Raw genomic sequence first — 20,813 nt, 5'->3', positions numbered from 1 at the left:
CGACAACGGGAATGCGGTGCGACCTGCCCCGGGCAGCCGTCCGGCGGGCGTGAAACCATGAGCTCGGAACGGAAGACGCCGGATGCCGCGCGCCGGTGCGAAACGCGCCGTGCGCCGTGGACCATCGACCTCGCGGGAGTGGAATCGTGACAACAGAATCGAATTCGCCCGGCAGCGCCGCGCCCGGCGATCACGCTGCCGCCGCGCCCGGCGATCATGCTTCCGGCGGGGAGCTGCGCATCCTGCCGATCGCGGGGCTGCCCGAATTCCGGCCGGGCGACGACATCGCCGAACATATTGCGGCACAAGCGCCTTGGCTGCAGGACGGCGATGTACTGGTGGTGACCAGCAAAATCGTCTCCAAGGTCGAGGGGCGCATTGTGACCGCCCCCGCCGACCCGGACGAACGCGATGCCACGCGCCGTGAACTGGTGCTGCAGGAGGCGGTGCGCGTACTCGCGCGCAAGAACCGCACCCTCATCACCGAGAACAAACTCGGCATCGTGCAGGCCGCCTCCGGCGTGGACGGCTCCAATGTGGAGCAGGGCGAATTGGTGCTGCTGCCGGTCGACCCGGACGCCAGCGCCAAGGCCCTGCGCACCGCGCTCGCCGAACGGCTCGGTGTGCGGGTGGCGGTCGTCATCACCGACACCATGGGCCGGGCCTGGCGCAATGGCCAGATCGACGCCGCCATCGGCGCCTCCGGGCTGCGGGTCATGCACGACTACGACGGCGCGATCGACGGGCAGGGCAATGAACTGCACGTCACCCTCGTCGCCATCGCCGATGAACTGGCCGCCGCGGCCGACCTGGTGAAGGGCAAACTCGGCGCGGTCCCGGTCGCGGTGGTGCGCGGACTCGAATACACCGACGACGGCTCCAGCGCGGTCGATCTGCTGCGCCGCGGTGACGAGGACCTGTTCTGGCTCGGCACCGAGGAGGCCATCGACCGCGGCCGCGGTCAGGCTCTGCTGCTGCGCCGCTCGGTCCGCCAATTCGCCGACACCCCGGTGGAACCCGAGCTGATTCGGGCCGCCGTGGGTGAGGCGCTCACCGCGCCCGCCCCGCATCACACCCGCCCGGTGCGTTTCGTCTGGATCCGCAAACGCGGCCTGCGCGATCAACTCCTCGAGGCCATGGCGGAGAAGTGGTACGACGATCTCGCCGCTGACGGCCTCTCGAACGAACGCGCCGAACGCCGAGTCTCGCGCGGCCGCATCCTCTTCGACGCCCCCGAGGTAATCATCCCGTTCTGCGTCCCCGACGGCGCCCACGCCTACCCGGACGAACGCCGCCGCGCCAACGAATCCACCATGTTCACCGTGGCGGCCGGCGCGGCCGTGCAGGGCCTGCTCGTCTCCCTCGCCACCAAGGGCGTCGGCAGCTGCTGGATCGGCTCCACCATCTTCACCCCGGAGATCACCCGCGAAGTCCTGGGCCTGGCCCCCGACTGGAACCCCTTGGGGGCCATAGCAATCGGCTACCCCCTGGAAGAACTCGTACCCCGCGACCCCCGCGAGCCGGGCATCGGTTTGGTGGAGTTGTGAGCGCGGAGTCGTTGCACAAGTCGGCGGTGGAGTTGCTCGAAACCTGGTCTCCGGCAACGGGTCCGGAGCAGTCGCTGCGGGAGGCCATGCTGGCGTTTCTGGGGTCCGCGCCGCGCGGGTGCCTGCGGGAGCATGCGGCCGGGCATATCACCGCGTCGGCGATCGTGCTCTCGCATGACGAGTCCGAGGTGCTGCTGACCCTGCATCCGCGGGTGGGCCGCTGGATTCAGCTCGGCGGCCACTGCGAGGAGTCCGACGATACGGTGGCCGCCGCGGCGTTCCGCGAGGCCACCGAGGAATCGGGAATCCAGGGGCTGACCCTGGAGCCCGGTCTGTACGGCGCGCAGGCGCACCCGATCAAATGCTCACTGGGCGTGCCCACCCGGCACCTCGACCTGCTCTTCAAGATCAAAGCCCCGGAAGGCGCTGTCCCCGTGCGCAGTTCGGAATCCACCGACCTGCGCTGGTGGCCGGTGAACGCCCTGCCCGCCGACGCGGACGTCCTGCTGCACTGAGGCGGGCGGTCCCGATCTGGGATCGATCATAAGCGTGTCACCTGGGCATATGCCCGCACTCCGGGGTCGTGTTACGGTACGCCGGTAAGACGTTCTCAGGGCGGGGTGGAAATCCCCACCGGCGGTCATGGCGTCCGGCCTATCCGGTGCGCATGAGCCCGCGAGCGCCGCACCATCCACGGATGGTGCGGGACAGCAGATTCCGGTGTGAGCCCGGAGCCGACGGTCACAGTCCGGAGGAAAGAGAACGCGACGGTTCGCACCGGTCCGCGCCGCGGCCGGTGGTGTTCGCGTCGTCATGCCCTGGGTGACAACGCGAACAGGAGAGTCATGTCACCCATCACAGAGTCCACTCGGGTCGCCATTATTGCCGCGCGCTGGCATTCGGAGATCGTGGACAATGCCGTGCGGGCCGCTCGCGCGGGTCTGGCCGAGCGCGGGTACACCGAGATCGATGTCATCGAGGTGCCCGGCGCGTTCGAAATCCCTTTGCAGGCACAGCGTTTGGCCAAGAGCGGGCGTTATGCCGCGGTCGCCGCGTGCGCGCTGGTCGTGGACGGTGGCATCTACCGGCACGATTTCGTCGCCTCGACGGTGGTGCAGGCGCTCATGCGCGTGCAGCTCGATACCGATGTACCGGTGTTCTCGGCGGTGCTCACCCCGCACCATTTCCATGAGCATGAAGAGCATCTGACCTACTACTCGCGGCACTTCACCGTGAAGGGCGGGGAGCTGGCGAATGCCATTGCGGCCACGCTCGCGCTGGACGCCGTTGCGGCTCACTGAGACGGCGCGGTCCCGCACCCTGTAGTCGCGGAGACCAGGGTGCGGGACTGCTGTGCTGCGGCGGAACGGCATTGCGCCGCAGCGATTCCGGTTCCGGCGTTGATCGCGGGCAGCTACGCCGGAACCGAGGTCTTTTCCAGGGGCACGGTGCCCGGATGGTCGTCGACCATGGTGGTCTCGTCGAATGGCAGCTGCCGATCCAAAACCGCTCGCACGCGGGCGGGTTCGATGGTTCCGGTCCAGGTGCCGACGAGCACGGTGGCGACCGCGTTACCCGAGAAGTTGGTCACCGCACGGGCTTCCGACATGAACCGGTCGATGCCGACGATCAGGCCGACACCGTCCAGCAGCTCCGGGCGATGGCTCTGCAATCCACCGGCCAGCGTCGCCAGGCCCGCACCGGTGACACCGGCCGCGCCCTTGGACGCCACGATCATGAACACCAGCAGTCCGAGCTGTTCGGTCCAGGACAGCGGTTTGTGCATGGCATCGGCGACGAACAGCGTCGCCATGGTCAGGTAGATGGCGGTGCCGTCCAGATTGAACGAATACCCGGTCGGCACAACAACACCCACGGTGGAGCGCTCCACACCCAGATGCTCCATCTTGGCGATCAACCGCGGCAGCGCCGACTCCGAGGAGGAGGTGGCCACGATCAACAGGTATTCGCGGGCCAGGTACCGCACCAGCTTGAAGATCGACACCCCGGCCACCGCGCGCAGCAGCGTGCCCAGGATCCCGAAGACGAAGACGGCGCAGGTCAGATAGAACGCCACCATCAGCAGCGCCAGTTCCTTGACCGCGTCCAATCCGGTGCGCGCCACCACATTCGCGATCGCGCCGAACGCGCCGATGGGTGCCAGCCACAGAATCATGGTGAGAATCCGGAACACCAGTTTCTGTACGAGTGCGATACCGCGCAGCAGCGGTTCACCGGTGCTGCCCATGGCCTGGATGCCGAAGCCGACCAGCAGCGCCACGAACAGCGTCTGCAACACCTTGCCGGTGGTGAGTGACGAGACCAGCGTGGTGGGCACGATGTCCTTCAGGAAATCCCAGGTGCCGCCCGCACCCTGCGCGTCCTTCACGTATTTGGCGGTCTCCTTGGCGTGCCCGGCGATATCGAGCCCGCTGCCCGGATGCAGCAGATTGCCGACCACCAGGCCGATCGCGAGGGCCACCGTCGACATGATCAGGAAGTAGCCCAGCGCCATTCCGCCGACCTTGCCGACCTTGGCCGCCGCCCGCACCGAGCCGATACCGAGCACGATGGTGCAGAAGATGACCGGCGAGATCATCATCTTGATCAGATTGACGAACAGGGTGCCGAGTTCGCCGACCGATTTGCCGAAACCCGGTGCCAGCCAACCGGTCAGGATGCCGGCCAGTACCGCCACGATGACGGCCAGATACAACCAGTGCGTGCGATCGCGGCGGGGTGTGGCCGCGGGATCGTTCGATATCGTCGAACTCATTGCTGTCGTGTCCCTTGTCTCCGCGACCGCATCTCCGATGAAGACGGTCGGCCGGTGTGCGCCCGCACACGCGGTTACCGGAAGAATGATGACGCCAGGCAGTGACCCTGGTCACTGTTGCGTAAGTTTTGTTCACGCCGTGCTCCTTGGCGCGGCGATCGGCGCGGAGGCAGAGTGATCGGTCGACTTGGGAAACGCGGAGTATCGGCCCGGCGTCGGCGCTCGGTCGCCGGGCAGGTGTTCGCGGTGCAATTGGTGGTGCTGCTGGTGGTCATCTGTGTCGGCACCGCGCTGGTCGTGCTGCAGACCCGCCGCGCGGCAGACGACGCCACCCGCACGCAGGTCACCGATATCGCGGTGACGCTCGCTCGCTCGCCCTCGATGGTCGCCGCCGTACACAGCCCCGATCCGACGGCCCTGCTGCAACCGGTCACCGAGAGCATCCGTCAGAGCACCGGCATGGATTTCATCGTGGTCATGGCTCCCGACCGCACCCGCTACACGCATACCGATCCGGCCCGTATCGGTCAGCCGTTCAGTGGCACCATCGATCGTGCGCTGGCGGGGGAGACCTTCACCGAGACGTACGCGGGGACGTTGGGCGAGTCCATTCGCTCGGTGACCCCGGTGCGCGATACCGACGGGCGCATCGTCGCCCTGGTGTCGGCGGGTGTCACCCGCACCCATATCGGTGAGCAGGTGCGCGCACAGCTGCCGGTGATTCTCGCGGTGGCCGCCGCCGGTCTGGTGCTGGCGACAGCGGGCGCATTGTTGTTGCGCCGCAGGCTCTTGCGGCAGACTCTCGGACTGGCGCCGGCCGAAATGCGCGCCCTCTACGACCATCACGATGCCGTGCTGCACTCCGTACACGAGGGCCTGCTGGTGTTCGACAAATCGGGGGAGCGCGCCGAGGTGGTCAATGACGAGGCGCGGCGGCTACTGCGATTACCGGACGGTCCGGTCCGCCGGGCCGATCTGCCGATCTCATTGCAACACTTGGGTTCCGGGATGGTGCGGGACGAGATGCATGTGACGCCGGAGCGGGTGCTGGTGGTGAATCAGGATCTGGTCGAACACGGCGGTCGCCGGATGGGCACCGTGGTCACCCTCCGCGATCACACCGAATTGCGGGATGTACTCGGCGAATTGAATTCGGTGCGCGGTTTCGCCGAGGCACTGCGGGCGCAGGCGCACGAGGCCGCGAATCGGCTGCACGCCGTGGTCGCCATGGTGGAGCTGGGCCGCGCCCGGGAGGCGGTCGTATTCGCCACCGCGGAGCTGGAACTCTCGCAGGCGCTCATCGACCGGCTGACCGGTGCGGTCGCCGAACCGGCGGTGGTCGCGCTGCTGCTGGGCAAGGTGGAGCAGGCGGCCGAGTTCGGGGTGGAGCTCACCGTCACCGGTGACACGCTGCTGGACTCCACCGAACCGCTCACCGCGCACGAAATGGTCACCCTGCTCGGCAATCTCGTCGACAACGCCCTCGATGCGGTCGGACGCGACGAGGACGCCTGGGTGGAGGTCACCGTGCGGCGTGACGACAGCGAGCTCTACGTCCGGGTCGCAGACAGTGGGCCGGGCATGTCCGAGGAGCTGTTCAGCCGGGCGACCGAGCGCGGCTACTCCACCAAGACCGACCATCACGGTCTGGGATTGGCGCTGGTACGGCGGCTCGTCGACCGGCACGGCGGCGAATTGCGGGCGCAGCGGGAGCCGGAAGCGGCTGTTATCGTGCGCTTTCCGCGCCCGGCCGGGCGGCGGGCCGTGGATGCGAGTGGGGAGTAGGCGCCGGTGATCAGAGTGCTGATCGTGGAAGACGAACCGGCCATTGCCGAGGCGCACCGCTCCTATGTCGGCCGAGTGCCCGGTTTCGAGGTGGCCGCCGTCGCGCACACCGGGCGGGAGGCGCTGGCCGCCGCGGCCAAGTCGCAGCAAGGCAGCGAGCCGGTCGATCTGGTGCTGATGGATATCGGTTTACCGGATATGAGCGGTCTCGCCGTGGCGGCGGCGCTGGCCGGTCTGCGGCCCCGCCCGGATCTGATTGCCGTCACTTCCGCGCGCGATCTGGCCATGGTGCGCGCGTCCGTGGCACACGGTGTGGTGCTGTACCTGCTCAAGCCGTTCACCTTCGCGGCCTTCCGGGAAAAGCTCGAGCGGTATGTCGAGTATCGGGCGGCGCTGCCGGCGGGCGAGGCGGCGATCTCACAGCAGGAGATCGACCGCGCCTTCGGTGTGCTGCGTACTCCCGATCAGCGGGCGACCTTGCCGAAAGGTATTGCGCCACGGACCATGGAGGAGATCGCCCGGGCGGTGCGCGCGGCGCCGGAGGGGATTTCGGCGGGGGAGGCTGGGCGCGTCGTCGGCGTTTCGCGGGTCACCGCGTGGCGATACCTGGAGCGTCTGGCCGAAGACGGTATAGTCGCGCGGCGAACCGACTATGGCCGCACCGGACGACCGCAGGTGCGTTATCTGCGGTTGCACTGAGTCCCGGGTCGCTATCGGTTTGCCCGAATTGTGCGGTGATCGCCATCACATGGTTAGATGCCCGGTGGGTCCCAGGCCATGCTGTAACAGGGACTTAGTGTGTATATATCTACCTGCGAAGTTCTGAGCTTCCTAGTTAGCGGGGCAAACGTGCAATTGGTCGGCAAACGGTCGGGTTCACCGGATCCCAAACGTTACTTGTGGGTGCTTGGGCTGGTAGCCCCGATGAGCGCGTTTTTGCCGTCACAGCTGGTCTATTGGACCCGCTTGGAGATGCTTTGGTGGATTGGGCCGATCATCGTTCTCGTCGTCATCCCGCTCCTGGACTGGGGCGTCGGCGAAGACGGTTCCAATCCCAAGGACGAGGATTACGAACAACTCTCCAACGACCGGTACTACCGGTGGTGTACCTACATGTTTCTTCCAGTTCAGCTGATCGGCCTGTGTATCGCGGCCGTCATGTGGGCCGGTGACGACCTGTCGGTCATCGACAAGCTGGGTCTCGCGTCCACCCTCGGGTTCGTCAGCGGCATCGGTATCAATGCCGCGCACGAGCTCGGGCATCGAGTCGAGAAGGCGGAGCGGTGGCTGTCGAAATTGGCCCTCGCGCAGTCGGCCTACGGTCATTTCTTCGTGGAGCACAATCGCGGCCACCATGCCCGCGTCGCCACTCCGGAGGACCCGGCCAGTGCCCGCATGGGCGAGACGCTGTGGGAATTCCTGCCGCGCAGTGTGATCGGTGGCTTCCAGTCGGCTATCTCGCTGGAGGGCGCTCGGCTGCGGCGAAAGGGGCTGCGCTGGTGGAGCATTCACAATCATGTGCTGCAGGCCTGGGTCATGACGGTCGTGCTCTTCGGCGCGCTGGTCGCCGGCTTCGGCTGGAAGATCATGCCGTATCTGCTGCTGCAGGCCGTGATCGGCGCCGCGCTGCTGGAAACGGTCAACTATGTGGAGCATTACGGGCTGCTGCGGGGCCGCCGGGCCAATGGCAATTGGGCACGGTGTTCGCCGAGCGACAGCTGGAACAGTGACCGGCTGGTCACCAATATTTTCCTGTTCCACCTGCAGCGGCACAGCGACCACCATGCGAATCCTGGACGCCGGTACCAAACACTGCGCTCGAACCAGGAATCACCGCAGCTCCCGGCCGGTTACGCCACCATGATTCTGCTGGCGCTGTGCCCGCCGCTCTGGCGCCGTGTGATGGATCGGCGGGTGCTGGCCCACTACGACGGCGATATCAGCCGCGCCAATATCCAGCCACGCAAACGCGACCGGATCCTCGCGCAGCACGGAGACGGGATGGCGGCCGCCGCCTGACTCGGCAACCCCCCGGGCTCGTACCGCCGGGGGTGCGAGGCTGCCATCGTGGTGTCGCCTGCGCGCGGCACCGACTAGCCTTACCCGGGGAAGCAGGCCGACCAGGAGAGGCAGATGACGACCGCAGTGAGCAGCATGATGACCGCCGACGTCCGCAACGGGATCGACTACAAGGTGGCGGACCTGTCGCTGGCCGAGTTCGGCCGCAAGGAGATTCGGCTCGCCGAGCATGAGATGCCGGGCCTGATGGCACTGCGTCGTGAGTACGCCGACGCGGCGCCGCTGCGTGGTGCGCGCATCTCCGGTTCGCTGCACATGACCGTGCAGACCGCCGTCCTGATCGAGACCCTGGTTGACCTCGGTGCTGAGGTTCGGTGGGCCTCCTGCAATATCTTCTCCACCCAGGACCACGCCGCCGCGGCCATTGTCGTCGGCCCGCACGGCACCGAGGAAGAGCCCAAGGGCATCCCGGTCTTCGCGTGGAAGGGCGAGTCCCTCGAGGAGTACTGGTGGGCCGCCGAGCAGATGCTCACCTGGCCCGGCGAGCCCGCGAACATGATCCTCGACGATGGCGGTGACGCCACCATGCTGGTGCTGCGCGGCGCCCAGTTCGAGAAGGCCGGCGTCGTGCCGCTCGAGGACGAGACCCACTCGGCCGAGTACAAGGTGTTCCTGAACCTGTTGCGCGCCAGCCTGGTTGCCGACGCCGGCAAGTGGAGCGCCATCGCGGCATCGGTCAAGGGTGTCACCGAGGAGACCACCACCGGCGTGCTGCGGCTGTACCAGTTCGCCGCCGCGGGTGAGCTGACCTTCCCGGCCATCAATGTCAACGACTCGGTCACCAAGTCGAAGTTCGACAACAAGTACGGCACCCGGCACTCGCTGGTCGACGGCATCAACCGCGGCACCGATGTGCTCATCGGTGGCAAGAAGGTGCTGATCTGCGGTTACGGCGATGTTGGCAAGGGCTGCGCCGAATCGCTCAAGGGCCAGGGCGCGCGCATCCAGGTCACCGAGATCGACCCGATCAACGCACTGCAGGCGCTCATGGACGGCTTCGACGTCGTGACAGTCGAGCAGGCCATCGGCGAGGCCGACATCGTGGTCACCTCCACCGGCAACAAGGACATCATCACCCTCGAGCACATGAAGGCGATGAAGGGCCAGGCCATCCTCGGCAATATCGGCCACTTCGACAATGAGATCGATATGGCCGCGCTGGAGCGTTCGGGCGCCCACCGCCTGAACATCAAGCCGCAGGTCGACCTGTGGACGTTCCCCGAGACCGGTCGCAGCATCATCGTGCTCTCCGAGGGCCGCCTGCTCAACCTGGGCAACGCCACCGGCCACCCCTCGTTCGTCATGTCCAACAGCTTCTCCAACCAGGTCATCGCACAGCTCGAGCTGTGGACCAAGCCGGAGGAGTACGACAACGAGGTCTACCGCCTCCCCAAGCACCTGGACGAGAAGGTCGCCAAGATCCACGTCGAGGCCCTGGGTGGCACCCTCACCAAGCTCACCAAGGATCAGGCCGAATACATCGGCGTAGACGTCGAGGGCCCGTACAAGCCCGAGCACTACCGCTACTGATCCAAACCTCGAGTAGCACAACATAATCGGGCCGGTCGCCAATGCGACCGGCCCGACCCTGTCTCAGTTGATCCTGTGCTCCATCGGTCTTCGACGATAGGATCTTGCCGGGCCGCGCAGGCTGGACTCGATCTCTATTCAGATGGTGCCACAGGTGCTGGGCGCGGGCTCGCCATGAACCCGGTCGTTGAGCCACATCAGTGCTTCGGGGGCGCCAAGCACCGCGCTCGACAAATGCTCGGGCGCGGGCACCTGCAGTGTCTGCACTCGAACCCCGGCCGCGCACCAGCGGCGGTCGGTGTTGTCGATCGCGGGGATAGGAATGAGCGGGTCGTATGGTGAGTGCCATTCGAACACCGGTATTTCCGGCACTCCGTTATAGAGTTCCAAGCTGTTCTCCTCCAGCACCGACTGGCCCGCACCGACGTCGAAGCCCGCGGTGTCGGTCGCGTACTCCGCGGCGCTGCCACCGGCGCCGGTGACGATGATCTGGTTGGTGCAGCCATTGGCCATGGAATTGCGGACAGCCAAGCCACGCTCGTTGAGGTACGAGCTGATCGGCAGCCGGTGCGGGTATTCGCGCTCCAGGCCGATTGCCACCGCCATGGCCAGCCCGAAGACCGGGTGTGGGTCGAAGCCCAACACCTGCGCCATCGTCACCATGTTCATCGGGGCACCGCCGATCGCCGCGCCCTCGAGTTTCAGTTCCGGTGCGTACGACGGCTGCAGCGCAGCAGCCCACCCGGTGGCCATGCCGCCACCGGAGTAGCCGGCCAACACCACCGGGCTGTGCCCGGCGGCGAGTTCGGGCAGCCGTTTCGCCGCTCGGACGCCGTCCAGGACGATCCGGCCACCTAGACGCGCCGCCCCGAATGCGAAGTTCGGGCCGAGATGATCCGGCAGTGCGACACTCCAGCCCTGTGCCAGCGCCGCATTGAGAATCGACGCCGTCATCAAGAGATTCGGATCGTTGGCGTACAACAGGTGCGATACCGCACAGCCGGTGCCGAGCGAATTGATGAAGTGCTGATACGACAGTATCGGGGCGTCGGGCTGGTGACCTGGCGGGGTGATGATCGTGGTGGTCGCCGCGATCGGCGCGTCGTCGGAGTTGGTGGATCGGAATTTAACCAGGGTGATGGTGGCGCCGGGAAATACGGCCACTGGTGGCAGTGCTCGCACGCTGAGCACGTCACCGGGCTGGTGTGCCTCCATATCACCTGGGGCGGCGTAGAACGGGTCCGGATCGGGTACCGGATATATCGGTTCCGCTCCAGCTGTCGTTGCCAGCATCAGCGCGAGGAGCGCACCACCGAGCACACTCACAATTTTCGCCGACCTGTTGCCGAGGAAAAGAAGAAACCGACCAGTCACAAGCTCGACCTCCATGATTAGTTCACAGCGTTTGGCAAGCCAGTCCGAATTCAAGTGCGACTATATCGGTGAACTCCTCCGCAGCACACGAAAACACGTTTGCCGGTTATTTGCCGCAATGGCACCCCAGGTCGGTGGATTCAAATGGGCGCTGTTCTGTACGTGTACGTTCGGATCAGCCGGCGCACGGGTCGAGACTCGGCTCCCCAAGTTCACGGCCGCGACCGGAGTGGCTCCGTCGGATAGCTCCACAGTCCCAATGTCACGTAGCGTAAGTGGTGAGTCTGTCCGGTTTGCTTCCGTGGCTTGATATTTCGGTGCTGGTGGGGACATTGTGGCTGGTCATGACCGAGGCTGGGGCGGGGGCGGATCAGGTGTCGTCGGGTGTGTTGGTGAGCGCGGTACACCGCGACGCCGTGGACCGCGCGATCGTCACGTGCGGGGTTGGGACTCGGCGGTCGGGTGGGAAGCTACCCGCGCACGTGACTGCGCATCTGGCGATGCTGACCACGATTATCGACCCGGAGGCCCGCGCCGACGAACTCGCCGCCGTCTACAACGAGGGATGGGAAGAGGAAACCATCAATGACCACCTGAAACGCACCTCCGCGGGTCGGGGAAGATCCTGCGTTCGCGGCTGCCCGACCAGTAGACTCAACCCCGCCCGCCGCCACCGCGACTGCCTCCGCGCGGGTGAAACGCGCCCGCCACAACAACTACCGCGTCAAAACGCACCGAGACCGCCGGCACCGGCCACCCCGACCCGGTCACCATCGAACTCCGCCTGCTCGAACGCTCGCCGGCAACCACCAATACATCCGAATCATCATGCATTGCAACAGAATCCGACCCTCAGGCGGCATGAGCTACGTGGCATTGTATTAAGGCGGAACAAGGATTCAACTGTGCGATGGGTGAAGCAATGGACGGGGCCTGGAGGCTACTTCGGAGGAACTTTGGATGTGCTGGCTGATTGCCAGCAAGGGGATTGGCGGCAACCAAGCCATTTACCCTCGAGTGGATGGAGTCCACCCGACTCGATTGTGAGGCTCGGCGGCGATTCCTTCCACCGCGAGTTGCCGGAGATATTCGACCGCGCAATGATCTCATTGATACGAGCTGGGGAACTGAATCGGTTGCGAGTGCAAGTTGACTACTGGGTTGGATACCGCTCGATCGACTGGCGCTCAGCCGGGCCTGCTCTCGTCGGGTTCTTGGGCGAATGGCAGCACAGATGGCCTGGCATGGTGGTCTCTGTGGGTGCCGGCGAGGCTATGTCCGACTTCTTGGAGAAGGACCCGGGTACCGCCGATTTGTTGATGACACTGCCCCGTCGAATCGAAAGGATCGGCGGGGCAGTCCCGGGATCAGAGGCAGATGTCGATGAGGGGAATCCATTTGCCGCCCTTGAGGGTGCACAGGCCGGCATTGATCAGTTCGCTTGCGCTTGATCCGGTGCCGCCGATATTGCTGGAACCGGATCCGCCGGAGCCGGAATCGGCCGGTGACGCTACTGGGGTGGCGGGTTCCACAGTGACCGGGGCGGCGGTGGCGGTGCCGGCCGCGGCGATGGCGGCGGCTATGGCGAAGGCGCCGACGGCTGCGCGCGGAAGATTGTGTGCGAGGGGGTTTTTCATCAGGTGTGCTCCTTGTCGGTGATAGTGCATCGGACCCTACAAGAAATGAATCGCGCCTGTTTCAGTTCCGCTCGCTTGCGGGCCGATGTAGGTCGTGGCCGGGAGATGCGCACCGGCTGAGCCTGCGCTTATCGGCATTCTGTACGCTCGCGACCATGGGTGCGCTGATTCCGGTAGAAGGGCTCGACGGTGCGGGTAAACGCACGCTGACCGATGCCGTCGTCACCGATCTGCGCGCCCGCGGGCTGCGGGTGGCGACGCTGGCGTTTCCGCGCTACGGCGTCTCGGTGTATGCCGATATCGCCGCCGAGGCGCTACGGGGTCGGCACGGTGATCTCGCGGGGTCGGTGAATGCCATGGCATTGCTGTTCGCGCGGGACCGCGCCGACGCGGCCGATGAACTCTCGAAACTGCTGGCGGACAATGACATTGTGCTGCTGGATCGCTATGTGGCCTCCAATGCGGCCTACTCCGCGGCCCGGCTGGAACAGGATGCCGACGGCGAAATCGTGGCCTGGGTAGCCGAATTGGAGTTCACGCGCTTCGCCATGCCTGTCCCGGATGTTCAGATTCTCCTGGATGTTCCGGTCGAAATCGCCGAGGAACGCGCCCGGCAACGCGGCGCGCAAGACACGACTCGCGCGCTCGACGCCTACGAAAAAGATGGTGGGCTGCAACGCCGCACCGGAACCGTCTACCGTTGCCTTGCCGAAACCAATTGGCATGGAACATGGTGGGTGCATCGGAGCGATGACGATCCGGCAACACTTGCCGCGCGGCTCGCGGAAATCTTTGCTGGATAGGGTTGGATGTGCGCCGACAGGTCACGAGTGTTGGCGTGGCGGCCTGATTGGAGCCGGAGAGGTGACAACATAGTCTTATGAAGCCCAAGATTCTGGTCGTCGACGACGATATGGCTCTCGCTGAGATGCTCACGATCGTCTTGCGGGGTGAGGGATTCGACCCTCACGTCGTCGGTGACGGCACGCAGGCGCTGACAGCGGTCCGGGAGCTGCGCCCGGATCTGGTGTTGCTGGATCTCATGCTGCCCGGCATGAACGGTATCGATGTATGCCGGGTGCTGCGAGCCGATTCGGGAGTGCCCATCGTGATGCTGACGGCGAAGACCGATACGGTCGACGTCGTCCTGGGGTTGGAGTCCGGCGCAGACGATTACATCGTCAAGCCCTTCAAGCCGAAGGAACTCGTTGCTCGGGTGCGGGCCCGCCTGCGCCGCACCGAGGAAGAGCCACAGGAACTGTTGTCCATCGCGGACATCGTCATCGACGTGCCCGCGCACAAGGTGACCCGCGGCGGTACGCAGATCTCGCTCACTCCACTGGAATTCGATCTGCTGGTGGCGCTCGCTCGTAAGCCCCGCCAGGTGTTCACCCGTGAAGTACTGCTCGAACAGGTCTGGGGTTACCGGCATGCCGCCGATACCCGCCTGGTCAATGTGCACGTGCAGCGGCTGCGCGCCAAGGTGGAGAAGGATCCCGAAAATCCGGAGATCGTACTGACCGTGCGTGGGGTGGGCTACAAGGCCGGACCGCCGTGATCGGTGACTCCAGAAACCGCGTTCAGCGGTGGCTGGCGGTAGTGGTGGCCTGGTTCCGCGCCGTAGGTGAGCGACTGGGCCACGTTTGGCGTGGTTCGCTGCAACTGCGCGTTGTCGTGTCCACCCTGACCCTGTCGCTGATCGTGATCACGATTCTCGGAGTCGTGCTCACCTCGCAGATCACCGACCGGCTCTTGGACGCGAAGATAAACGCGGCCGTCGAGGAGATGAGCCGCGCCCGAAACACGGTGCAGGCCACGCTCACCGGCGTACACGACTCCAGTACCCAGCTGGCTCGATTGGAGGATGCCCGCCGCGCCCTGGCCGGGGGCGGCGGCTCCCAATCCGGTGGCGCGGCAGGCAGTTACGACTCCGCGCTGGCCATGGTCGGCGACTCGCAATCCGAGCTGAGTGCCGGGCCGATCCAGGAAATCCCGCCCGAGCTACGGCATTTCGTGCAGGAGCGCCAGGTCAGCTACCAGTTCGCGACGGTCTCCGATCCGGACGGCTATCGCGGCTCGGCGCTGGTCATCGGCAGCCCCGCCGCCGATGTACCGACGCTGGAGATCTATCTGGTCTTCCCGCTCACCAATGAGAAACGCTCGCTGGACCTCATGCGCGGCACCATGCTCATCGGCGGCATCGTGCTGCTGGTGTTGCTCGCCGCCATCACAGCCCTGGTGACGCGACAGGTGGTGCTGCCCATTCGATCCGCGGCGCGCATCGCCTCCCGCTTCGCCGACGGACGACTCAAAGAGCGAATGCTCGTGCGCGGTGAAGACGACATGGCCAGGCTGGCCATGTCGTTCAACGAGATGGCCGAAAGCCTCTCGAATCAGATCACCCAGCTCGAGGAATTCGGAAACCTGCAGCGGCGCTTCACCTCCGACGTCAGCCATGAACTACGCACGCCGCTGACCACCGTCCGTATGGCCGCCGACCTTATCCACGGCTCCAGCGACGACCTCGATCCCGCCCTCGCGCGCTCGGCCGAACTCCTTGTGAACGAACTGGATCGGTTCGAGGGACTCCTCAACGACCTGCTCGAAATCAGCCGCCACGACGCGGGTGTGGCCGAGCTGCAAGTGGAATCGCTCGACGTGCGCATGTGCGCGCGAGCCGCCGTCTCCACCGTGCGGCACCTGGCCAGCGAATCCGGCGTCGAACTTGTCGTCGACATGCCCGAGGAACCCCTTGTGGCAGAGGTTGATCCGCGCCGCGTCGAACGCGTACTGCGCAACCTGCTCGCCAATGCCATCGACCACAGCGAGGGCAAACCCGTCCTCATGCGCATGCGCGGTGACGGCAACGCCAATGCCGTCGCCATCGTGGTCCGCGATCAGGGCGTCGGCCTGCGGCCCGGCGAGGAGAAACTCGTCTTCAACCGCTTCTGGCGTTCGGACCCTTCCCGCATGCGGCGTTCCGGCGGAACCGGTTTGGGCCTGTCCATCAGCGTCGAGGACGCCAACCTGCACGAGGGCAAACTCGAGGCCTGGGGTGAGATCGGCGTCGGCGCCAGCTTCCGCCTCACCCTGCCGCTGGTGCGCAGCAAGAAACTCGGCGTCAGCCCGCTGCCACTGGAACCACCCAAAACCCGCGGCGGCGTCACCGCCGAACAACTTGCCCTGGACATCGGCACCGCCGAATCCACCCAGGACCACTCCGACTCCACCCCAACCGAATCCGAGCTCGCCGCCGCCGACCCCATCGACCCGGCCACCGGCGAACCCTACGAACTCGCCACCGCCGAACCCTACGAACAGTTGACGGTGGGCCCACCCCCCGAAACCGCCCCCGCCACACCGGAATCCGGTGACGGCGCGCAATCCGTGTTACCGCTCGCATCCGGCGATACCCCGCCGGACAGTCCCGATGACACAGTGCTCGCCGACCAAGGGGACGGAAAGCCATGAGGAAACGTAACCCACTGATTTCGCACGAAGTGGGTAACTCCCCAGGCACCTCGCGACTCGGCCGGAAGCTCTACCGCCGGTCCGCGACGGCGGCCTCCCCGCGCCTGACTGTCGGCAAAAGGCGCGGAGAGGCGGGGGAGCCATGAGGTTTGGGCAGTCGCGCCTGGCAAGGGCGCTGGTGGTTGTCGGCTGTCTGATCGGCCTCACCGCCTGCGCCAACCTGCCGGACTCCTCGGCCCCGCAGGCCCTCGGCACGCTGGATCGGCAACCCACCAGTGCCGGTCTGACACCGCCCATTTCGGGCCGCGAACCCGATCAGCTACTCCGCGATTTCCTCCAGGCCACCGCCGACCCCACCAATCGGCATCAGGCGGCCCGGCAATTCCTCTCGCCCGCCGCCAACGCGCGCTGGGACGACGCGGCCGGCACCACCATCGTGGACCGGCCCGACACCCTGCGCGAATCCCGCACCGCCGACTCCGCGACCTACGTGATCCGGGCCCGCAAGATCGGCGAACTCGCCACCGACGGGGCCTACCGGCCCGGCGACGGCACGCTGGAGAACAAGATCGAAATGGTGAATGTCGACGGCGAATGGCGGGTGGACGATCTACCACCCGGCGCCATCATCGAACAGACCGCGTTCGCCAAGTCATACAAGCGGTACTCGCTGTTCTTCTCCAATCTGTCCGGAATGGCCATGGTTCCGGACCTGCGCTGGATCTCCGTGCGCAAAGACCAACTATCGCAACGACTTCTGGGCATGCTCACCGAAGGCCCCCAGGAGACGCTCGCACCCGCCGTGCGCAATCCGCTCTCGGGCGGGGTCACCCTGCGTGGGCCCGTCACCAAATCCAATGGCGAGACCGACAATGTCGGCGTCGGTTCGGGCGGCGTGCAGGTCGACTTCGCCGGAGCCACCACCCTCGACCCGAAAGCCAAGGAGCTCTTGGCAACCCAGGTCGTGCTCACCCTCGCCGGAGCCGAGGTCCTCGGACCGTACTTCCTGCTCGCCGACGGCAAACCCCTCGACGAACGTTACGCCGCCACCGGCTGGAACCGCGCCGACGTGGAGACCATGAGCCCGGATGTCATCGCGCACAACCGCGCCGGATTGCACGCGGTCCGCGACGGCTCCCTGGTCGCGGTCACCGAGAACGGCATCACCGCCGCGCCCGGCTTCTTCGGCACCACACACACCCTGCAATCGGTGGCGCTCTCCCCGGACGGGCAACTCGTCGCCGCCGTCGCCAAATCCGGTCGCCCCGAACCGGAACCGGAGCGCACCCTCATCATCGGCACCTATGACGGGCAGGGCTTCCCGGTCGCCACCGGCGGCACCTTCGCCCGCCCGTCCTGGCCGTCCGACGGCACCTCCGCATGGGCCGTGGTGGACGGCGACCGGGTGATCCGCGCCGTACACGATCGCGGCACCGGCAATGTGTCGGTACAGGATGTCGACATCACCGAATTGACCGCCGCGGCCGCCAATTCCAATGCCCCGCGCGGGCTCATCACCGAATTGCGCATCTCGCCCTCGGGCGCGCGGGCGGCCCTGATCGCCAACGGCAAGGTGTACGTCGCGGTGGTCGCGCCACGGTCCGCCGGCAAATTCGCGCTCACCTCACCACTGCCCCTGGCCGTCGGTTTGAGCACCAACGCGGTCTCGGTGGACTGGCAGACCGACGAACGTGTGATCGTCGCGCGAGAAGGCAATGTGGACCCCGTTGCGGGGGTTCTGGTGGACGGCTCCGGGTTTCAACCACAGACCACCCAGAACCTGACTCCGCCGGTGCGCGTGGTGAGCGTTTCACTCGACCACGAATACGTCGCCGACTCCCGCGCCGTACTGGAACTGACCCGCAATCCCGAAGGCGGCGAATACTACTGGCGCGAAGTTCCGGGACTCGGCGGCAATGCGGTCCCGGTGCTGCCCGGCTAGGCGCACACTGAGGCCATGGGGGAGCTGCTGGATCTGATCCTGCCGCGCGCCTGCGGCGGTTGCGGGATGAGCGGTACGGCATGGTGCGCGCAGTGCGCCGCCGCGCTCTCCGGTCCACCGATCCGGCTGCGCCCCAGGGCGGATCCCGGTGTGCCGTGCTGGGCGCTCGCGCCCTACCGGGGTGCGCCGCGGCGGGCGGTGCTGGCCGCCAAGGAAGAGCGACGCGCCGACTTGGCACACTCACTGGGGGTGGCCCTGGCCAGGGGGCTGGATCAATTACGCGACGGCGCGCGGCCCCTGATACTGGTTCCGGCGCCCACCCGCAGGGTTGCCGCGCGACGCCGCGGCGGTGACCCGGTACTGCGTTCCGCGCACGTCGCGGCGAGTTGGCTGCCCGATTGCCGACTCGCCCGGGTACTGCATATGAGACCGGGTGTGCGGGATTCGGTGGGCCTGAATCGGAGCGACCGCCAGCACAATCTGCGAGGGCGGATCATCGTAGCTCCCGGCTGCCCCGAGAGCGCCAGATTTCCGGCAAATGCCGAGGTAGTGCTCATCGATGACGTGTTGACCACGGGGGCCACGGTGTGCGAATCGACCCGTGCGCTACACGATGCCGGAGTGCGGGTTCGTGCCGCGCTGGTTACGTGCCACGCTTGATTCTTCGAAATTTGCGTGAACACTGGCGGACAGGTCGCTGGCGAACTAGCGTGGCGATCAGACACCCGAACTCGGAGTTTGGAGGTGGCGCCTCGGACAAGATGTGCCGGGCGATTTCGATCGGCACACGTTTCAATCCCGCCGCGTGAGTGATTTGTGCGGCCAGATCCGGGAGGTACGCGTGACGACATCTTCACGACCTTCAGCGAAGACTGCAGACACTGCGGTGCTGCTGGATGATTTCATCCAAGAAGAAGACCAAGCCGCCGGGGCCACCCAGGCGGAGATCGTGGTCAAGGGACGAACCCTCGGCGAGGGCGGTGTTCCCGAACATTTCCGAATTCACGTCGCGGACAAGCTCTCTCGGCTCGAGCGCTTCGATCCCACCATCTATCTGTTCGACGTGGAACTCACCCACGAGCGCAATCGTCGTCAGCGTAAGAACTGCCAGCGAATAGAGATCACCGCTCGCGGCAAGGGGCCCGTCGTCCGGGCCGAAGCCTGCGCGGACAGCTTCTACGGCGCCCTCGAACTGGCGGTGGAGCGGCTGGAGGGCCGGCTACGCCGGCTCAAGGACCGCCGTCGCGTACATCATGGGGACAAGACACCGATCTCGGTGTCCCAGGCGACCGCGGGACTGATCGACGAATCGCTGTTCATGTCACCGAACGGGTCGTCCGGAGCACATGATCACACGGGCGAGGACCTCGAAGGCGAAGCCGGACCGGGTCACGTCGTCCGTACCAAGACCCATCCCGCCATCCCCATGACGGTTGACGACGCCCTCTACCAAATGGAGCTCGTCGGCCACGATTTCTTCCTGTTCCAGGACAAGGAGACCGACCAACCGTCGGTCGTCTACCGCCGCCACGCATTCGACTACGGCATCATCCGTCTCTCGTAGGTGGCAAAAGGAACCAACTGATTTCGGGGGAGGGTAACTCCCCACCCACCTCGAACCGGGCCGCGTGCGTGTCGGCGGCCCGGAACGTTAGTTTCGGCGCTCCCTACGACCGGCAAAAGTCGCGGGGAGGCGGGGCTGTTTTCTTTCTTACCTCGCGGCCGCAGCGCAATTGGCTCCGTTCATAGACCTGGTGCTGCGGCGGCCCAAGATCGAAGAACGCACCAGCGGTGAGGTCATGGGCGAATCCGCCGAGAAAATGGCTCGCATTCATGGGATTTCGCGGGCGGCACAGGACGAGTTCGCGGCGCGGTCACACCATCGCGCTGGGGCTGCCATCGACTTCGGGCGCTTCGACGGTGAGGTCCTGTCGGTGACCACTCCCGAAGGCAAGACCATCACCCGCGACGGCCTGGTCCGGCCGAGTACCAGTGTCGAGAAATTGTCCACGCTCGCACCGGTTTTCGCCAAGGACGGCACCGTCACCGCGGGCAATGCCAGCCCTCTTACCGATGGCGCGTCGGCGGTCCTGCTCATGAGTGAGGAGAAGGCCCGCGCCCTCGGCTTCGAACCCCTTGCCGCCCAAACCCTTTCGGTCGTCTCGGCTCTCGCCAGCACCGACTGGGCCAAACAACGCCTCGACCGGGACACTGCCGTCGGCGAAATCGACCCGGCCACATTGAATATCCACGGCGGCTCGGTTTCCCTCGGTCATCCGTTCGGTGCGACCGGAGCGCGGATGGTCACCACCATGGCGAATGAACTCGCGCGGTCGGGGAAGTCGACTGCGCTGCTGGGCATCTGCGCCGCAGGGGGCATCGGAGCCTCTGCGGTTCCAGAGCGCGTATAGCTATTGCCTCGCCTCGAGGACGGTTTGTACTCGGGGCCTTCGTAGCGGAGACACCAACGGGCGCTTCCACTTTCAGCGCGGGCGATGTCGTGTTGGTCGATTGATCACTGGGAACTGACCGTCGCGACACGCCGGGTGGATTCAAGTGGTGGATGCAACACCCCTGATCTGGAGTGTTGATGAGTCATCTGCCGTTGAAGTCGGTCATGTGTCGTTTCTGGGATCTGATCGGTGCCGGGGCCTCGGTCGTGGCCGCCGGGG

General features: G+C 65.9%; 16 protein-coding genes, 1 pseudogene and 1 riboswitch. Of the genes and pseudogenes, 14 read left to right on the top strand and 3 right to left on the bottom strand.

Annotated features, from left to right (window positions below; all coding sequences use genetic code 11):
• Positions 1–146: 146 nt before the first annotated feature.
• The 3 genes from GFY24_RS27205 (at position 147) to GFY24_RS27195 (ending at position 2,848) form a co-directional block, all read left to right on the top strand.
• Complete coding sequence (locus tag GFY24_RS27205) at positions 147–1,547, top strand: coenzyme F420-0:L-glutamate ligase (protein WP_375336107.1); 1,401 nt, start codon at positions 147–149, stop codon at positions 1,545–1,547.
• Positions 1,544–2,062 carry an NUDIX domain-containing protein gene (locus GFY24_RS27200; protein WP_309231394.1) on the top strand — a complete coding sequence of 173 codons (519 nt, stop codon included), beginning with the start codon at positions 1,544–1,546 and terminating at the stop codon, positions 2,060–2,062. The genes GFY24_RS27205 and GFY24_RS27200 overlap by 4 nt, the downstream gene beginning before the upstream one ends.
• 87 nt (positions 2,063–2,149) lie before the next feature.
• Positions 2,150–2,315, top strand: a riboswitch (FMN riboswitch).
• A 77-nt stretch (positions 2,316–2,392) separates the two neighbouring features.
• Positions 2,393–2,848 carry a 6,7-dimethyl-8-ribityllumazine synthase gene (locus GFY24_RS27195; RefSeq protein ID WP_153807960.1) on the top strand — a complete coding sequence of 152 codons (456 nt, stop codon included), beginning with the start codon at positions 2,393–2,395 and terminating at the stop codon, positions 2,846–2,848.
• Between the two features lie 113 nt (positions 2,849–2,961).
• On the opposite strand, the gene GFY24_RS27190 is transcribed toward GFY24_RS27195, so the two are convergent.
• Positions 2,962–4,323 (bottom strand): cation:dicarboxylate symporter family transporter, encoded by a 1,362-nt coding sequence (locus GFY24_RS27190; protein WP_153807959.1) that lies wholly within the window; start codon positions 4,321–4,323, stop codon positions 2,962–2,964.
• A gap of 174 nt (positions 4,324–4,497) precedes the next feature.
• Here GFY24_RS27190 and GFY24_RS27185 point away from each other — a divergent pair, with 174 nt between their 5' ends.
• The 4 genes from GFY24_RS27185 to ahcY all read left to right on the top strand — a co-directional run bounded on the left by GFY24_RS27185 (position 4,498) and on the right by ahcY (position 9,717).
• Positions 4,498–6,108 (top strand): sensor histidine kinase, encoded by a 1,611-nt coding sequence (locus tag GFY24_RS27185; protein ID WP_309231393.1) that lies wholly within the window; start codon positions 4,498–4,500, stop codon positions 6,106–6,108.
• 6 nt (positions 6,109–6,114) lie between these two features.
• The gene (locus GFY24_RS27180) at positions 6,115–6,807 is read left to right on the top strand and encodes a response regulator (RefSeq protein ID WP_309231392.1); all 693 of its coding nucleotides are present in this window, start codon (positions 6,115–6,117) and stop codon (positions 6,805–6,807) included.
• A 225-nt stretch (positions 6,808–7,032) separates the two neighbouring features.
• The gene (locus tag GFY24_RS27175; protein ID WP_153807957.1) at positions 7,033–8,127 is read left to right on the top strand and encodes an alkane 1-monooxygenase; all 1,095 of its coding nucleotides are present in this window, start codon (positions 7,033–7,035) and stop codon (positions 8,125–8,127) included.
• Positions 8,128–8,241: 114 nt separating this feature from the next.
• Positions 8,242–9,717 carry an adenosylhomocysteinase gene (gene ahcY, locus GFY24_RS27170; RefSeq protein WP_153807956.1) on the top strand — a complete coding sequence of 492 codons (1,476 nt, stop codon included), beginning with the start codon at positions 8,242–8,244 and terminating at the stop codon, positions 9,715–9,717.
• Between the two features lie 138 nt (positions 9,718–9,855).
• Here ahcY and GFY24_RS27165 read toward each other — a convergent pair whose 3' ends face one another.
• Complete coding sequence (locus GFY24_RS27165) at positions 9,856–11,037, bottom strand: lipase family protein (RefSeq protein WP_375336111.1); 1,182 nt, start codon at positions 11,035–11,037, stop codon at positions 9,856–9,858.
• Between the two features lie 1,421 nt (positions 11,038–12,458).
• Positions 12,459–12,728 (bottom strand): hypothetical protein, encoded by a 270-nt coding sequence (locus GFY24_RS27160; protein ID WP_153807954.1) that lies wholly within the window; start codon positions 12,726–12,728, stop codon positions 12,459–12,461.
• 155 nt (positions 12,729–12,883) lie between these two features.
• Between GFY24_RS27160 and GFY24_RS27155 the strand changes: the two genes are divergently transcribed.
• The 7 genes and pseudogenes from GFY24_RS27155 to GFY24_RS27125 all read left to right on the top strand — a co-directional run.
• On the top strand, positions 12,884–13,531 hold the full coding sequence (locus GFY24_RS27155; RefSeq protein WP_153807953.1) for a dTMP kinase: 648 nt from the start codon (positions 12,884–12,886) through the stop codon (positions 13,529–13,531).
• A gap of 77 nt (positions 13,532–13,608) precedes the next feature.
• Positions 13,609–14,286 carry an MtrAB system response regulator MtrA gene (gene mtrA, locus GFY24_RS27150; protein WP_067523012.1) on the top strand — a complete coding sequence of 226 codons (678 nt, stop codon included), beginning with the start codon at positions 13,609–13,611 and terminating at the stop codon, positions 14,284–14,286.
• Positions 14,283–16,199, top strand: coding sequence for an MtrAB system histidine kinase MtrB (mtrB, locus tag GFY24_RS27145; protein ID WP_309231391.1), 1,917 nt, complete (start codon positions 14,283–14,285; stop codon positions 16,197–16,199). The genes mtrA and mtrB overlap by 4 nt, the downstream gene beginning before the upstream one ends.
• A 142-nt stretch (positions 16,200–16,341) precedes the next feature.
• Positions 16,342–18,141 carry an MtrAB system accessory lipoprotein LpqB gene (gene lpqB, locus GFY24_RS27140; RefSeq protein WP_153807952.1) on the top strand — a complete coding sequence of 600 codons (1,800 nt, stop codon included), beginning with the start codon at positions 16,342–16,344 and terminating at the stop codon, positions 18,139–18,141.
• 15 nt (positions 18,142–18,156) lie between these two features.
• Entirely contained in the window at positions 18,157–18,801 is a 645-nt protein-coding gene (locus tag GFY24_RS27135) for a ComF family protein (protein ID WP_153807951.1), read from the top strand.
• 229 nt (positions 18,802–19,030) lie between these two features.
• Positions 19,031–19,705, top strand: coding sequence for a ribosome hibernation-promoting factor, HPF/YfiA family (gene hpf / locus GFY24_RS27130; RefSeq protein ID WP_153808053.1), 675 nt, complete (start codon positions 19,031–19,033; stop codon positions 19,703–19,705).
• 148 nt (positions 19,706–19,853) lie between these two features.
• Positions 19,854–20,552 (top strand): annotated as a pseudogene (locus GFY24_RS27125) (acetyl-CoA C-acyltransferase); the annotation flags it as partial.
• Positions 20,553–20,813 lie beyond the last annotated feature (261 nt).

Source organism: Nocardia sp. SYP-A9097, from assembly GCF_009649815.1.
In the GTDB taxonomy this organism is placed as follows: domain Bacteria; phylum Actinomycetota; class Actinomycetes; order Mycobacteriales; family Mycobacteriaceae; genus Nocardia.
The sequence above is the reverse complement of the archived record's forward strand: the minus strand, read 5'-3'. Positions and strand labels throughout refer to the sequence as shown.

Bases quoted from the DNA above. Each gene is read 5' to 3' on its own strand.
- GFY24_RS27195 (WP_153807960.1), top strand. From the start codon at position 2,393: ATGTCACCCATCACAGAGTCCACTCGGGTCGCCATTATTGCCGCGCGC.
- GFY24_RS27190 (WP_153807959.1), bottom strand. From the start codon at position 4,323: ATGAGTTCGACGATATCGAACGATCCCGCGGCCACACCCCGCCGCGAT.
- GFY24_RS27175 (WP_153807957.1), top strand. From the start codon at position 7,033: ATGAGCGCGTTTTTGCCGTCACAGCTGGTCTATTGGACCCGCTTGGAG.
- ahcY (WP_153807956.1), top strand. From the start codon at position 8,242: ATGACGACCGCAGTGAGCAGCATGATGACCGCCGACGTCCGCAACGGG.
- GFY24_RS27160 (WP_153807954.1), bottom strand. From the start codon at position 12,728: ATGAAAAACCCCCTCGCACACAATCTTCCGCGCGCAGCCGTCGGCGCC.
- GFY24_RS27155 (WP_153807953.1), top strand. From the start codon at position 12,884: ATGGGTGCGCTGATTCCGGTAGAAGGGCTCGACGGTGCGGGTAAACGC.
- mtrA (WP_067523012.1), top strand. From the start codon at position 13,609: ATGAAGCCCAAGATTCTGGTCGTCGACGACGATATGGCTCTCGCTGAG.
- lpqB (WP_153807952.1), top strand. From the start codon at position 16,342: ATGAGGTTTGGGCAGTCGCGCCTGGCAAGGGCGCTGGTGGTTGTCGGC.
- GFY24_RS27135 (WP_153807951.1), top strand. From the start codon at position 18,157: ATGGGGGAGCTGCTGGATCTGATCCTGCCGCGCGCCTGCGGCGGTTGC.